Origin of the sequence: Chthonobacter albigriseus (assembly GCF_013839445.1) — a bacterium.
GTDB classification, from domain to species: domain Bacteria; phylum Pseudomonadota; class Alphaproteobacteria; order Rhizobiales; family Pleomorphomonadaceae; genus Chthonobacter; species Chthonobacter albigriseus.
This window is the reverse complement of record NZ_JACDIT010000009.1, coordinates 46,713-61,446: the sequence shown is the minus strand read 5'-3', so window position 1 is coordinate 61,446 and position 14,734 is coordinate 46,713. Positions and strand designations below refer to the sequence as shown.

At 69.2% G+C, this 14,734-nt stretch carries 14 protein-coding genes; 6 read left to right on the top strand and 8 right to left on the bottom strand.

Annotated features, from left to right (window positions below):
• Nucleotides 1–9: 9 nt before the first annotated feature.
• Entirely contained in the window at nt 10–606 is a 597-nt protein-coding gene (locus tag HZ321_RS18735; protein WP_181703930.1) for a hypothetical protein, read from the bottom strand.
• Nucleotides 607–817: 211 nt separating this feature from the next.
• Here HZ321_RS18735 and HZ321_RS18730 point away from each other — a divergent pair, with 211 nt between their 5' ends.
• The 5 genes from HZ321_RS18730 (at nt 818) to ptsP (ending at nt 5,737) form a co-directional block, all read left to right on the top strand.
• Entirely contained in the window at nt 818–1,240 is a 423-nt protein-coding gene (locus HZ321_RS18730; RefSeq protein ID WP_181703929.1) for a transcriptional regulator GutM, read from the top strand.
• Nucleotides 1,241–1,291: 51 nt separating this feature from the next.
• Nucleotides 1,292–2,113, top strand: a complete 822-nt coding sequence (srlA, locus tag HZ321_RS18725; protein WP_181703928.1) for a PTS glucitol/sorbitol transporter subunit IIC — start codon at nt 1,292–1,294, stop codon at nt 2,111–2,113.
• Nucleotides 2,114–2,138: 25 nt separating this feature from the next.
• Complete coding sequence (gene srlE / locus HZ321_RS18720; RefSeq protein ID WP_181703927.1) at nt 2,139–3,149, top strand: PTS glucitol/sorbitol transporter subunit IIB; 1,011 nt, start codon at nt 2,139–2,141, stop codon at nt 3,147–3,149.
• Between the two features lie 97 nt (nt 3,150–3,246).
• Nucleotides 3,247–3,630: a PTS glucitol/sorbitol transporter subunit IIA gene (locus HZ321_RS18715; RefSeq protein ID WP_181703926.1), complete on the top strand. Its 384-nt coding sequence runs from the start codon at nt 3,247–3,249 to the stop codon at nt 3,628–3,630.
• A 136-nt stretch (nt 3,631–3,766) separates the two neighbouring features.
• Nucleotides 3,767–5,737 (top strand): phosphoenolpyruvate--protein phosphotransferase, encoded by a 1,971-nt coding sequence (gene ptsP / locus HZ321_RS18710; protein ID WP_181703925.1) that lies wholly within the window; start codon nt 3,767–3,769, stop codon nt 5,735–5,737.
• Here ptsP and HZ321_RS18705 read toward each other — a convergent pair whose 3' ends face one another.
• Nucleotides 5,738–6,478: a hypothetical protein gene (locus tag HZ321_RS18705; RefSeq protein ID WP_181703924.1), complete on the bottom strand. Its 741-nt coding sequence runs from the start codon at nt 6,476–6,478 to the stop codon at nt 5,738–5,740.
• A gap of 138 nt (nt 6,479–6,616) precedes the next feature.
• Between HZ321_RS18705 and HZ321_RS18700 the strand changes: the two genes are divergently transcribed.
• Entirely contained in the window at nt 6,617–7,639 is a 1,023-nt protein-coding gene (locus HZ321_RS18700) for a sugar-binding transcriptional regulator (RefSeq protein ID WP_342343880.1), read from the top strand.
• Between the two features lie 394 nt (nt 7,640–8,033).
• On the opposite strand, the gene HZ321_RS18695 is transcribed toward HZ321_RS18700, so the two are convergent.
• From HZ321_RS18695 to rhaS, 6 genes are all read right to left on the bottom strand, one after another.
• On the bottom strand, nt 8,034–9,404 hold the full coding sequence (locus HZ321_RS18695; protein ID WP_181703923.1) for an FGGY-family carbohydrate kinase: 1,371 nt from the start codon (nt 9,402–9,404) through the stop codon (nt 8,034–8,036).
• 7 nt (nt 9,405–9,411) lie between these two features.
• Nucleotides 9,412–9,744 carry an L-rhamnose mutarotase gene (gene rhaM, locus HZ321_RS18690; protein ID WP_181703922.1) on the bottom strand — a complete coding sequence of 111 codons (333 nt, stop codon included), beginning with the start codon at nt 9,742–9,744 and terminating at the stop codon, nt 9,412–9,414.
• A complete protein-coding gene (locus HZ321_RS18685; RefSeq protein ID WP_181703921.1) occupies nt 9,744–10,754 on the bottom strand; it encodes an ABC transporter permease in 1,011 nt (336 codons plus the stop codon). The genes rhaM and HZ321_RS18685 overlap by 1 nt, the downstream gene beginning before the upstream one ends.
• Nucleotides 10,751–11,734 carry an ABC transporter permease gene (locus tag HZ321_RS18680; RefSeq protein ID WP_181703920.1) on the bottom strand — a complete coding sequence of 328 codons (984 nt, stop codon included), beginning with the start codon at nt 11,732–11,734 and terminating at the stop codon, nt 10,751–10,753. The genes HZ321_RS18685 and HZ321_RS18680 overlap by 4 nt, the downstream gene beginning before the upstream one ends.
• Before the next feature lie 348 nt (nt 11,735–12,082).
• Nucleotides 12,083–13,606, bottom strand: coding sequence for a sugar ABC transporter ATP-binding protein (locus tag HZ321_RS18675; RefSeq protein ID WP_181703919.1), 1,524 nt, complete (start codon nt 13,604–13,606; stop codon nt 12,083–12,085).
• Between the two features lie 101 nt (nt 13,607–13,707).
• Nucleotides 13,708–14,703: a rhamnose ABC transporter substrate-binding protein gene (gene rhaS / locus HZ321_RS18670; protein WP_181703918.1), complete on the bottom strand. Its 996-nt coding sequence runs from the start codon at nt 14,701–14,703 to the stop codon at nt 13,708–13,710.
• Between the last annotated feature and the right edge of the window lie 31 nt (nt 14,704–14,734).

The following is a 14,734-nucleotide window of genomic DNA, read 5'->3' as shown; positions in this document are numbered from 1 at the left end:
CGCCTGCGATCAGGCGCGGGCTTCGAGCCGGCTGCCTGCGCGTGCGGCAGGCCGCAGGATCGGCATCTCCGGGGTGGTCCAGTTGGGGCGGCGGCCGACGAAGAGGTCGAAGAAGGAGATGGCCGTGGCCGGATCCTCCTCGGCGTTCTCGCGGAAGGACGTCCAGATGTCGGCGCGGTCGAGGATGGCGGCGGGGGAGAGCGGGGCGCCGATGTCCTGCTCCTGTACCGCGGCGGCCACGGACAGGCAGTAGCTGACGTAGACGAAGCCGGCGGGCCAGACTTCGGCGGGGCCGCCGAGACCGGGCTGGACAACGCGGACCCTCAGCGGCTCGGCGCGGATCAGTTCCGACAGCATGCAGCCGGCGGTGTAGCAGATGAAGTCGGGCCGGTTCATGCGGGCGTAGAAGCGGGTGGCGTGGAAACGCTCCAGCCAGGCGAGGAAGGCGGAGGTGAGGCGGGTGCCGTCGACCTCGCCGGAAAGGCCGTGTTCGCCCATGACGAGGGCCGCGTGGCGGCGGAAGGTGGACTGGAACCACCGGAGCTGCCGGACGCGGTGTCCCACGTCGGGAACGCGCACGATGGAAGATGCCGTCGCGAGATCCATGCCGATCACCCAAGGGCCAGTTGCCCACAGTCTAACGCAAAAACGCCACCGGCGCACGCCGTGCCCAGACAATAACATATTGACAGTCGACAGAACAAATGTTCACATCATCGTCAGGGAACGGGTAAGCTTCGCCGGTGCGGCGAGGTGAGGCCCGACTGGCCGAAAAACCGGGCGTGAAGCTCCGGAACGAGCCGGGGAGGAAACACGGATGGAATGGTGGCAGACGGCTCTTCTTCTGCTGGCCTTGGTGTGGGCGCTGCAGGCGTTCGGCACCTGGTTCCAGATGAAGCACTATCGTGACGTGATGCGCGGCATCGCCTCGCAGTGGGCCGATGGATTCGTGGGGGCGGGCAACGCCCGCGGCGCGCTGGGCAAGGGGGTGATCCTCCTCGTCGTGGTGACCCCTGACGACATCGTCCGCAAGCTGCTGGTCATGGAAGGGCGAAGCGTCTTCGCCAAGTTCCGCGTGCTTCCGGAATACGAGGGGATGACCCTCGAGAGGCTTTCGTCCGGCGCGTTCGGGCGGAAGGAGAAGGGGCGCGCCGAAGCCCTGGCCAAAGCGGTCGAACAGATCCGCAAGGCGCAGGGACGGGCGGAAGCTCCGAACGGGCAGGCAGCCCAAACGGCGTGAGGACGCCGCGGCAGGCCGCAATCGAAGCGTGAAGGGGATGGAGGGAGGAAGATGTCGCTCACGACATTGATGGCGCATGGCGCCGACTTGATGACGCATGCCGCGCATTCCGCGACCTACGGCCAGCTGGCCGTGGACGCGGCGATGCACGGGCTGACCGCCCAGGGCGCCGATCTCGGCCACCACGGGCTGATCCAGCTGGTGCAGGACACCACCACGACGGCCGCGCCGGCCGCCGATGCCGCGGCAGGAGCCGCGGGCGGCATCTCGGCCGAGGACTACGCCAAGCGGGTGCAGGAGATCGGCCAGAACCAGGAAGAGCAGCTGGGCTGGCTGACCACCGCCGGCAAGCACTTCATCGGCGTGTTCCAGAAGGGCGGCGAGGTCTTCGTCGGCTTCGTGACCGGCATCGTGCCGACGCTCGTGGTGCTGATGACCGCCTTCTACGCGGTGACCGGCCTGATCGGCGAGGAGCGCGTGCACGGCGTGGCCCGGGCTGCGGGCCGGGTGGCGCTGACGCGCTACACCATCCTGCCGCTCCTGGCGGTGTTCTTCCTGACCAACCCGATGGCCTACACCTTCGGCACGTTCCTGGAGGAGAAGCACAAGCCGGCGTTCTACGACAGCGCGGTGTCCTTCGTGCACCCGATCCTCGGCCTCTTCCCGCATGCGAACCCCGGCGAATACTTCGTGTGGGGCGGCGTGCTGGTGGCGCTGCTGGAGCTTGAGAAGAGCGGAGCGGTTCCGGCCGGATACCACATCAACGTGGCCATCTGGTACTTCATCGTCGGCGTGGTCGTGATCCTGCTCAAGGGCATCGTGACCGAGAAGATCACCGACATCCTGGCCCGCCGCGAAGGCGTGGAACTCTGATCAACTCGGTTTGGGGGAGTTTTCCATGTCCAAGCAATACAAGTCCGTCCGCGTCGAGCAGGGACGCGGTGGTTGGGGCGGCCCGCTGGTGATCAAGGTGACGCCGGAGCGCGACAAGATCGTCGCGGTGACCGGCGGCGGCATCCCGGCGGTGGCCCAGAAGCTCGCCGACATGACCGGCGGCACCGTGGTCGACGGCTTCCGCACCCCGCCCGTGGAGGGCGAGATCGCGGCGGTGGTGATCGACTGCGGCGGCACGGCCCGCTGCGGCGTCTATCCGCGCAAGCGCATCCCGACCGTCAACCTGACGCCCGTCGGCCAGTCCGGCCCGCTGGCGCAGTTCATCACCGAGGACATCTACGTCTCCGGTGTGAGGGAGGAAAACCTGAAGTACGCCGACGGGTCCGAAGCGGCCACCGTCGCAGGAGGGGGGGCTTCGACCATGGCCAGCAGTTCGACTTCGGCTCCGCGCAGCGCGCCGGCTCCCCAGGGAAGCCAGGGCGGACTGGTGGGGATCATCACCAGCGTGGGCCGGGTGATGGGCCGCGCGGTCGGCATCTTCTTCAACGCCGGCCGCCGCACGATCGATCAGGTGGTGCGCAACGTGCTGCCGTTCATGGCCTTCGTGACCATGCTGATCGGCCTGATCCTCTACACCGGCATCGGCGACGCGCTCGCCGCGCCGATGGGACCGCTGGCCAACAACATCATCGGCCTGCTGATCATCTCGGCCATCTGCGGCCTGCCGTTCCTGTCGCCGATCCTCGGCCCGGGCGCGGTGATCGCGCAGGTGATCGGCGTCGCCATCATCGGCCCGCAGATCGCCAACGGCACCATCGCCCCGGCGATGGCCCTGCCGGCGCTGTTCGCCTACAACACGCAGGTGGGCTGCGACTTCGTGCCGGTGGGTCTCGCCCTCGGCGAAGCCAAGCCGAAGACGATCGAGATCGGCGTGCCGGCGGTGCTGATCAGCCGCCAGATCATGGGCCCGATCTCGGTGGTGATCGCCTGGCTCGTCAGCTTGGTGATGCTCTGAGAAACGCCTGACCGCAAACCTGACGGGCGGGCGCCCATGGGGGTGTCCGCCCGTCCAGACCCGGACCGTCCGGGCTTTCCAAGGGAAACGCGTTGCGATGTCCATCCTGATCAAAACCACCATCACCGAAATCGGCACCGATGCGGTGGAACTGGTGGAAGGCGGCGTGCTGATCCTGTTCGCCGAAGGAGCGCCGCCGGAGCTGGCGGAGGTCTCCGTGATGCACCGGGTGGAGGAGGGGCCGGCGCATGCCGGGCCGGCCGCCGGATCGGTGATCGAGGTCGGCGGCCTGACGGCGGCAGTGACCGCCGTGGGCGATGCGGCCTGGAAGAAGGTGATCGACATCGGCCACGTGGTGGTGAACTTCAACGGCGCCGGTTCGACCGAACGGCCCGGCGAGATCTGCGCGGCGGAAGTCGACACAGCCGAACTCGTGGCGGCGCTGCAGCCGGGCGCGACCATCATCATCCGCGCGGCCTGAGGCCGGCGGAGGGCCGCTCGACCCGCAGCGGGCGGGCGACAGCCGCACCAGCCTCGACGACCGCTTGCGGCGGACGGGGGCGAACCGACACTATCCCTGACGACCATCCCGGCTCCGGCCGGAGGAGCGGTGAACCATGTTCGAGAAGCAAGTCGTCGTCCGCGTGAGCGAGGGGCTGCATGCCCGCCCGGCCGCCCGGTTCGTGCAGCTGGCGAAGAGCTTTTCCGCCGAGATCGAGGTGGTGCGCGGCGAGAAGACCGCCAACGCCAAGAGCTCGGTGAAGCTGATGCTGCTCGGCGTCAAGGAGGACGACCGGATCGTGATCCGCGCCACCGGCGACGACGAGGAGAAAGCGGTGGCGGCGCTGGCCGTGTTCGCCGAGACGCCGGACGCGGGACTGGAGATCCATCCGGGATCGAGCGCGCCGCCGCCCGCGCCCGCGCCGAAGCCGGCCGCCGTGCCCGCGGCGGCGCCTTCCGTGTCGAAGGACGGGACGGTTTCGGGCGTGCCGGCGAGCGAAGGAACCGCGATCGGGCCGGTCTACGCCTTCTTCCGCGAGCCGGTGGCGGCGCTTCGCCAGGCGATCGAGGCGGAGGAGGTGGACAGCGAGCTGCAGCGCTTCCGCGAGGCGGTGGACGCGGTGGCCGCCTCCGTGGTGGGCGAGCGCAACGACCTTTCCACCGATCCGGCCGACCAGGAGATTCTCAACGCGCTGATCGAGGTGATCCGCGACGGCGAGTTCGTGGGGCGGATCGAGACGCTGATCGGCGAGCGAATGGATCCGGTGGCGGCGACGCTGGCCATCGCGGGCGAACTGGCGGCGAGCTTCCTCGCCGTGGGCGACGCCTACATGGCGGCGCGGGCGGAGGACGTGCGCGGCGCGGCGCGGCTGATCGCGTTGAAGCTGCTCGGCCGGGAGGACGTGGATCTGGCGCAGATCCCCGTGCCGTCGGTGGTGGTGGCCGAGGAGATCAGCGCGTTCGACTTTGCCAAGGCGCGGCTCGCCAACATCCTGGGGCTGGTCTGCACCACCGGCGCGGCGACGAGCCACGTGGCGATCATGGCGCGCACGCACGGCATACCGGCCGTGCTCGGGGTTTCCGCCGATCCGGCCGTGCTGAAGGCGGCAAGGACGGCGGTCGTGGACGGAAAGTCCGGCGCGGTGACGCTGGACCCGGCCGACGACGTGGCGGATGCGGTGCGGGCGCGGGTGGCGGCGGAGGCGCGCGAGCGGGACGCGCTTTCGGTGTGGCGCGACGTGGAGCCGAAGACGAAGAGCGGGACGGCGATCGAGGTGGCCGCAAACCTCGGGTCCCTGAAGGAGATCGACAAGGCGCTGGCGGCAGGGGCGATGGGTGTCGGCCTGTTCCGCACCGAGTTCCTGTTCATGGAGCGGCGGATGCCGCCGACCGAGGATGAGCAGGCGGCGGTCTACACCCGGCTGGCGGAGGCCTTCGCGCCGCGCCCGGTAATCATCCGCACGCTGGACGTGGGCGGCGACAAGCCGGTGGCCGGCGTCGACTTCCCGCACGAGGAGAACCCGTTCCTGGGCTGGCGCGGCATCCGCATGTGCCTGGACCGGCCCGACTTCTTCAAGACGCAGCTGTCGGCGATCCTGCGCGCGGCGGCGGTCGGCAACGTCAAGATCATGTTCCCGATGGTGGTCGAGGCCGCGGAGATCCGCCGGGCCAAGGCGCTGATCGAGGATTGCGCGATGGAGCTTCGGGCGCAGGGGATCGCGCACGGGTCGCCGGGGGTCGGCGTGATGCTGGAGACGCCGGCGGCGGCGCTGATGGCGGACGAACTGGCCGAGGAGGTGGAGTTCTTCTCCATCGGCACCAACGACCTGACGCAGTACGTGATGGCCGCGGACCGGATGAACCCGCGCGTGGCGCATCTCAACCGGGCGGACCATCCGGCGGTGCTGAAGGCGGTGGAGATCGTCTGCCGGGCGGCGGAGAAGGCGGGGATCTGGGTAGGCGTGTGCGGCGAGGCGGCGGCGCGGCCGGACCTGATCCCGACCTTCATCAAGCTCGGCGTGCGGGAGCTTTCGATGAGCCCGCCGTCGATCCCGCGGGCCAAGACCTGCGTGGCGGAGGCCGACTGATCAGAGCAGGTGCGGGGCGAACAGGCGGTATTCCGCGGCGATCGACTCCACCGGCTCGGGGCTCTTCAGGGCGTCGAGGAGACGGGCGCGATGGGCGGCCACCACATCGGCGGCAAGGGCGAGGATCTCCGACAGGGAGGCGTCGATCGGCTGCTCGGTCAGGCTGGCGGCGGCCGTGGCGAAGCCGAGCGCGGCGAAGACCTCCAGGTTCAGCGCCTCATCGCCGTGGATGGCGCGATGGCGGACCAGCGAGACGGTGAGGGCTGCGGAGAGGGCGGCCGGATCGTGGATCGGGCGGCCCTTGGCCTCTGCCGCGGCGACGCGGTGGCGCACCTCGTCCCAGGCGGCTGCGATCGCATTTTCGTAGACCAGCGGCGCCGCGCCATGTCGCTCGGCCATGTAGGCCTTGGCGGCGCGATAGGTGGACTTCACGAACAGGCGCTGGCCGTCCGGCCGGTTCCAGTAGGCGGCGATCGGCTGCGGAAAGGCCGGCCGCTGGGCGGTGCGGTCGGTGACGATGCCGCGCATCACCTGCTCGGCGCCGCTGAGCACGCCGTCGGCCGCGCGGGCGACGCGGCGGGGCACGCGGCCGAGGAGATCGACCGGGCTGACGCCGTCCGGCGGGCGCTGAGCCTTGCGGCGAATGGCGTGGCGGATCACGCGCACCGCATCCTTCAAGGTGAGGGCGGTGTTCTGGAACGCCCGGGGCGGTTCGGTGCGATCTTCGGGATCTACGACCATTGTCAATTTCCGTGGCGGCCGAACTGGCGCTATTGCCTTCCCCGGGAAGCAGGTTACGCATGCGCGGGACCATCGCATTCTAAACCGCACCGGCGCCCGGCCGGAAGAGGTCGAACGCTTCAGTGGAGGGACTGACCCGTGGACCAGCCAAGAAAGCGCAAGACCGCCGCCGAGGCCGATCCGGGCCGCGCGACGAACGCGCAATCGGGGGGAATCGCCGAACGGCGGCGGCTGCGGATCCGCGCGGCGTGGATGTACTACGTGGAGGAGATGACGCAGAGCGAGATCGCCGAGCGGCTGGGCATCGGCCGGGTCACGGTGGTGCGCCTGCTGTCGGACGCGCGCGAGCGCAACGAGGTGAAGCTCTCCATCGAGGGCGAACTGTCCGAGTGCGTGCGGCTGGAGCGGCTGTTGGAGCAGGCGTTCGGGATCGGCGAGGCGGTGGTGGTGCCGGTTTCGGACGACCGCGATCCGGCCCATTCGATCGGCACGGCGACGGGCGACTACCTGTCGGCGCTGCTGAAGCCGGACATGACGATCGGCGTCGGCTGGGGGCGGACGCTCTACCGGGCGCTGGGCTCGATCGGCGAGCGGCCGATCAACGACCTGAAGGTGATCTCGCTGCTGGGCGGGATCACCAAGGCGCGGGAGTTCAACCCGTCGGAGTTCGCGTGGCAGTTCGCCAGCCTGTTCCGGGCGGAGAGCTACCTGCTGACCGCGCCGGCCTTCGTGGACAGCCCGGAGACGCGGCGCGCGCTGATCGAACGCTGCGGCCTGAAGGAGGTGTTCGATCAGGCCGAACGGATGGACGTGGCGCTGATCTCCACGTCGGGGATGGAGCCGGACACCACGACCTTCAAGCATGGGCTGGTGACCGCGGAGGAGCGGGAGAGCCTGATCAGGGCGGGCGCGGTGGGCGACTGCCTCTGCACCTTCTTCGACGCCACCGGCCAGACGATGGACCACCCGGTGAACCGGCGGGTGATGGCGGTGCCGCTGGAGACCATCGCGCGCATCCCCAAACGCATCCTCGCCTCGGGCGGCAAGGGCAAGGTGCCGGCGCTGCAGGCCTTCCTGCCCGCGATGAAGCCGACCACGTTCATCACCGACGAGGTGAGCGCGAAGGCGATCCTGAAGGGGGCGGCGAAGGGGAAGCGGTAGGGGTGAGGGGGAGTGAGGCTGTGGGCGGTGGGCAGTAGGCGGTAGGGGTGAGGGCGTCGGTAGTAAACAGTCGGGCGGCTATCGTCGGTTGCTTGTAGGCGCTCCGCCCTTCCCGCCGTCATGGTCCGCGCAGGCGGACCACCCACGAATATGTGGGTGGGGCTTTGTGGGCCACGTGGCCAGCAGATCTCCCGGTAAAATGCGTGGGTGGTCCGCCTGCGCGGACCATGACGACCGAGGTGTGGTGGGAAGAAAGGTCTGCGGCCGGCATTGGGCGAGCGGTCAGCGGGCGGCGGCGTGCCAGGCGGTGCCGTAGGTGTGGTCCGCCTGCGCGGACCATGACGGCGTTGGGGTGGGTGGAAAGAAGGGTCCGCGGCCGGCATTGGGCGAGCGGTCAGCCGGCGGCGGCGTGCCAGGCTGTGGCGTAGGTGTCGAAGGTGGGGCCGAGCCATGAGCCGTCGGCGGTGATCTCGGCGCCGGTAGCGACGGGGTGGCCGGGGGCGGCGAGGAGGGCGGCGCCGGTGCTGGTGCCGGTGGAGCCGGCGGTGCGGACGACAGGGCGGCCGGTGAGGCGGGCGAGGGCGTCGGCGTAGAGTGGGTTGCGGGCGAAGGGGCCCTCCACGACGGTGGGGCCGGCGGCGTTGCAGAGGGCGAGGGCGGTGGCCGTCATCAGCGCCTCGTAGAGGCTGGCGGCGGCGGTCCGCTCGGCGGGGGGCAGGGTTTCCGGATCGTGGGTCCAGCGGCCGGTGCGGCCGGGGAACGGGCCGGAGTGGGACACGAAGGCGGGCAGGGCCATGACCTGGCGTTCCAGCACGGCGCGGACGGTGTCGGCGTCGGGCGGCACGGGGTTGCCGTCGGTGAGGAGATCGAACTCGCGGCCGCCCATGAAGCGCGCGCCGGGGACCGGGCGCCCGTAGGCGTCGATATTGGCGAGGGTGTCGCGTGCCGGGTCGAGCCCCTCCATGGGCGCGCCGACGGCGAAGAGGATCACCCAGGTTCCGGTGGAGACGACGGTGAAGGGCGCCGTCCGCGTCAGGAGGTGCGGAAGCAGCGAGGCGTTGCTGTCGTGGATGCCGCAGTGGACGGGCGTATCGGGCGGAAGGCCGGTTGCGGCCGCGATCTCCGGGCGGACAGGGCCGAGCGCGTCGAAGGCGGAGCGGAAGGGAGGGAGCAGCCGGTCCCAACCCATGCGGACCATCAGGCTGGAGGGCGATCGGGCCCCAGGGTTCCAGAGGTCCGTGTGGCAGCCGAAGCTGGTCGCCTCCGCCGCCTTCACGCCGCAGAGCCGCCAGGCCCAGTATTGCGGGTAGGGGATGATCGTGTCCGCACGGGCGAAGGCATCGGGAAAGGTCCGCTGCAGCCAGAACAACTGCGCGCCGACGTTGAGGCCGCCGGCAAGGCGCGGCGAGGCCGTTTCGGAGAAGGGCGGGCGGACCGCATCGTAGGCGGCGGCGAGGCTGTCCGGCCCGGCGTGCTCGTAATCGAGGACGGGGAGGGCGAGATCGTCGCCGGCCATCAGCACGGTGGAAGCGCCGTGGGTGGTGACGGTAACGGCGTCGACGGAGTGGGCGGCGGCGGCTTCGCGCAGAGCCTCGATCAGGAAGGTGTCGATGGCATCCATGTCGTAGTGCGGATAGGGACCGTCGACGAGCACGCGGTTGGGGCGCGTGCGCACGAAGACGTCCTCGCCCGTCACGAGGTTGTGGACGACGAGCTTGACGTTGGTCTTGCCGATGTCGAGGACGGCGACGTTTCGCGGAGCCATGACGGCGTCAATCCATGTGGAAGACGGTCTGGAGCGGCAGGACGACGGGTTCGTTCGTCGGGTGGCTGGCCATGATGTCGGCCATGTAGGCCCACCACCGCTTCATAACGGGATGGTCGGGAAGCGAGTCCAACGTGTGGTCCTTGCGGCGCCAAAGGACGGCGAAGAGGGTGTTCGTCTCGCCGTCGAGGTGGATCGAGTAGTCGGAGATGCCGGCGTCCTTCAGGAGAGCGGAGAGTTCCGGCCAGATCTCGTCGTGGCGGCGGCGGTACTCGGCCTCCATGCCCGTGTTCAGGCGCATCTTGAAGGCGATCTTCTCGTGGGTGGCGCGGTCCGGCATCAGGCGCTCCTGCGGTGGCGGGCGACGCGGCCGGCGAGGATAGGGATGGCGATGACGCCGATCAGCATCAGACCGATGAAGATCGACATGATGACGCCCGGCACGTTGAGAAGACCGAGGCCGAAGGTGACGAGGCCCATGACGAAGGCGGCGATGACCACGCCGAGGATGGTGCCGGATCCGCCGAGGATGTTGACGCCGCCGAGCACGACCATGGTCACCACCTCCAACTCCCAACCGAGGGCGATGGAGGGGCGGGTGGAGCCGAGGCGGGAGGTCAGCATCACGGCGGCTATGCCGGACGCGAGACCGGTCATCAGGAACAGGATGAACTTCACCCGCTCCACCCGGACGCCGGAGAAGGTGGCGGCGAGGGGGTTGTTGCCGATGGCGTAGACCTTGCGGCCGAAGGTGGTGCGGTGGAGGACGATGCCGCCGACGAGCGCGACGATGAGAAAGGCGACGAACTCGAAGGAGATCACCCAGCCGACGTAGCCCTGGCCGAAAAAGGCGAAGTCGGCGGGGTAGCCCTTGTAGACCTGATCGCCGAGGACGACGAAGGAGATGCCGCGGAAGAGGCTCATGGTGCCGATGGTGACGACGATCGACGGGAGGCCGAAGCGGCAGACGAGCAGGCCGTTGAAGGCGCCGCAGAGGAGGCCGACCGCAAGGCCGACGGCGACGAGGCCAGGCGTGCCGATGCCGAACTGGACCGCCGCGCCCATGGCGGTGGAGGCGAGCGCGATGATGGCGGCGACGGAAAGGTCGATCTCGCCGGCGATCACCAGGAAGGCCATCGCGATGGCGATGATCGCCTTTTCCGTGAAGTTGAAGGTGGCGTCGGACAGGTTCCAGGGATCGAGAAAATAGGGGGAGGCGAAGGCGTTGGCGACGAAGATCGCGATGGCCACGGCGAAGAGCAGCGCCTCCCAGCTGCGGAGACCGCGGGAAAGCCGGGTGTCCAGGCGATCCGGTATGGCGCGAGGCGAATGGGTTGGGACGTCGGTCATGCGGGCGCTCCGACCTGGCGCAGGATGATGCGGCCCTTGCGGCGTTCGGCCCGGGCGTTGATGAACACGGCCGCGATGATGATCGCGCCGGAGATGGCCATCTGCCAGAAGGGCGATACGCCGATCACGGGCAGGGCGTTCTTGATCAGGCCGAGGAAGAGCGCGCCAAGCACGGCGCCGCCGACCGAGCCGATGCCGCCGGCGATGGAAACGCCGCCGATGACGCAGGCGGCGACCACGTCGAGCTCGAAGCCGCCGGCGATGTCCACGTAGGCGACGGCGTAGCGCGCGACCCAGAGATAGCCGCAGGCACCGGCGACGAGGCCGGAAAGGCAGAAGGCCATGAAGCGGGTGCGGCCGACGTCGATGCCCGCGTAGACGGAAGCGACCGGATTGCCGCCGGTGGCGTAGAAGGCGCGGCCGACGGCGGTGCGGGTGAAAATCACCCAGGCTCCGAGGATGACGGCGACCGCGATCCAGGTGAGGACGGGCAGGCCGAGGACGAGCTGGCGCGGGGTGTCCAGGAAGGGGCGCGTCATCTCGTGGGCATTCACCCATTCGCCGCCGGAAATGACGAAAGCCATGCCGCGGTAGATGGTGAGCGTGCCGAGGGTAACCACGATCGGCGGGATATCCAGCTTCCAGACCAGGATGCCGTTGATCGCGCCAAGGACGAGGCCGATCAGCATGGAGAGGCCGATCAGCAGCGCCAGCGGCAGGTCCGGGTGGGTGTCGTTGAGCATCGCGACGACCATGCCGGTGAAGGCGAGGTTCGCGGCGACGGACAGGTCGATCGAACGGGTGAGGATCACTGCGGTCTGGCCGAGGGCCAGGATGATCAGGATCGACGTGTCGTTGAAGACGTTGGCGAGATTGGCCGGCGTGGCGAAGGCAGGGAAGCGCCTGGTGATGGCCACCAGCAGGATCGCCATGGCCACCACGAGCAGGGCTTCGCGACGGGCGAGAAGGGCGGAGATCATGGGCGCTGGCCTGGGGGGTGGGGAGAGAGGGGGAGTGGAGAATGGGTGGGTGGTCCGCCTGCGCGGACCATGACGGCGGGACGCGGACGAACCACGGCCCCGTCCACCCTCCCCTTACCCGTCATGGTCCGCGAAGGCGGACCACCCACGACTTTGTGGGTGCCGCCCCGTTCGGCACTGAAACGAGCATGCTCCGCGGAAAAATGCGTGGGTGGTCCGCCTTCGCGGACCATGACGGCTGAGGAGGGGAGGGGGTGGGCACGCGCGTGGAGGGAATGCGTGGGTGGTCGGCCTTCGCCGACCATGACGGGTAATCGGTGGCGGTGAGGAAGGCAAGTCGGCATCTCGTCAGCCCTCGTTGCCGGTGGCGGAGCGGACGAGCATTTCGGGGGTGAGGCCGGCGCGGTCGTAGGTGGCGACCATGCGGCCTTCGCGCATGACGACGACGCGGTCGGACATGCCGAGGATCTCGGGGATCTCGCTGGAGACCATGATGACGGCCAGGCCCTCTGCGGCGAGCTCGCTCATGAAGGCGTGGACGGCGGCCTTGGAGCCGATGTCGATGCCCTTGGTGGGCTCGTCGAGGATGATGACCTTGGGGCCGGTGGCGAGCCACTTGCCGATCACCACCTTCTGCTGGTTGCCGCCGGAGAGCGTGCCGACCGGCTGGCTGAGCGAGGAGGCGCGCAGGTCGAGCCGCTCCGCGTAGCGGCGGGCGAGGGCGAATTCCTCGGCCATGCGTATGAAGCCCTTGCGCGCCGTTCGGGCGAGCGAGGGCAGGGAGATGTTCTCCACGATCGGCATCGCGGTGATGGCGCCGTGGCGGCCGCGCTCCTCGGGCACATAGACGATGCCGGCGGCGATGGCGTCGGCGGGCGAGCGGACCGTGATCTCGCGGCCTTCGAGGACGAGGCTGCCGCGGGCGGGGCGGGTGACGCCGAAGATCGACTGGCAGACCTCCGACCGGCCGGCGCCGACGAGGCCGTAGAGGCCAAGGATCTCGCCGCGGCGGAGCGTCAGCGAGACGGAATCGAACTCGGTCGGGTGACTGTAGTCGCGAACCTCCAGGACGGTGGGGCCTATGGCGACCTGCTGCTTGGGGAAGACCTGGGTGACCTCGCGGCCGACCATCAGCTTGACGAGGTCGTTGTGGCCGACCTCGGCGAGCGCGCCGGCGCCGACGGCCTTGCCGTCGCGGAACACGGCGAAGTCGTCGGCGATGCGCCAGACCTCCTCGAACTTGTGGCTGATGAAGAGCACGGCCTTGCCCTTGGCCTTCAGCATCTCGACGATGTCGAAGAGGTCCTGGACCTCCTTGTGGGAGAGGGCGGCGGTGGGCTCGTCCATGATCACCACGCGCGACTCGATGGAGAGGGCGCGGGCGATGGCGATGAGGTGGCGCTGGCCGATGGAGAGTTCGCGCAGGCGGGTGCGCGGGTCGATCGGCGCTTCGATGGTGTGGAGGACGGCGGCGGCGCGGGCGTTCATGGCGCGCCAGTCGACAAGGCCGAGGCGATTACGCGGGGCGTGGCCGAGCCAGATGTTCTCCGCCACGGTGAGCTCGTCGAAGAGGACGGTTTCCTGGTGGATGGCGGTGATGCCGGCCTTCTGGGCGGCCTCGGCGTCGGGCAGGGCGCGGGGCGCGCCGTCGATCCGGATCTCGCCTTCGTCGGGCTGGTAGATGCCGGTGAGGATCTTGACCAGGGTGGACTTGCCGGCGCCGTTCTCGCCGATGAGGGCGGTCACGCGGCCGGGCCGGAGCACGAGCGAGACGTCCTGGAGCGCCTTCACGCCGGGGAAGGACTTGGAAATGCCGCGCATTTCCAGGATGGGGGCGGTGAGGGCCGTCGTGGGGTCGGTCATCGCGTTCATGCTGGAACTCGGGGGGATGCGAGGCGGCCCGCGGCTTCTGATGAGCCTTCGGGCGGCGGGTGGGCGCCGGCTAGGGTCCGGCGCCCACCCGGTTCGGGAGATCAGAAGATCTTGGCGAACTCTTCCACGTTCGACGCGTCGTAGACGAACGGGTCGGACATGGCGCCCTCGGCGTTGTCGTCGAGCTTCACGGTGCCCATGCGGCCGATCGGGATCTCGCCGCCGGCCTTGGCTTCGGCGTCACCCTTGACGAGGTGGTAAGCGATCGTCGTGGCGGAGTAGCCGAGGTCGATCGGGTTCCAGATCGCGAAGGACTTGGAGGCGCCCGACTTCACGTGGCCGGCCATCTCGGAGGGAAGGCCGAGGCCGGAGACGTAGATCTGGCCGACCTTGCCGGCGTCGGCGACGGCCTGCGAGGCGGCGACGATGCCGACCGTGGTCGGGGCGACGATGACCTTCAGGTCCGGGTACTTCTGCAGCAGGCCCTGGGCTTCGCGATAGGACTTGTCGGCGAGGTCGTCGCCATAGGCCACTTCGACGAGGTTCACGCCGGGATAGTTCGGCAGGACCTTCTTCATCTCCTCGATCCAGATGTTCTGGTTCGTGGCGGTGGCCGAGGCGGAGAGGATGGCGAAGTCGCCCTTGCCCTCGGGCATCACGTCGGCGGCGAGCTTGACGCACATGTTGCCGATGAGGGCGTTGGACGACGGATTGAGGTGCATCAGCCGGCCTTCGGGCGCGACGCCGCTATCCCAGGAGATGACCTTGATGCCGCGGTCCATGGCCTTCTTGAGGGCCGGGACGAGGGCGTCCTTGTCGTTGGCGGAGATGGCGATGGCGTCGACCTTCTGGGCGATCAGCGCGTTGATGACCTCGATCTGGCCTTCGGCGGTGGTGTCGGTCGGGCCGGTGTAGATGACCTCGACGTCGCCGAGTTCCTTGGCGGCTTCCTGCGCGCCCTTGTTGGCGGCCTCGAAGAAGCCGATGCCGAGCGCCTTCACGACAAGGGCGATCTTGACGTTTTCGGCGTGGGCGGGGCCGGCGAGAAGGGCGACGGCCATCGCCGTGGTGACGGCGAGCTTGCGGAACAGTGACATGCTTTCTTCCTCCCTTATTGACAATGCATCG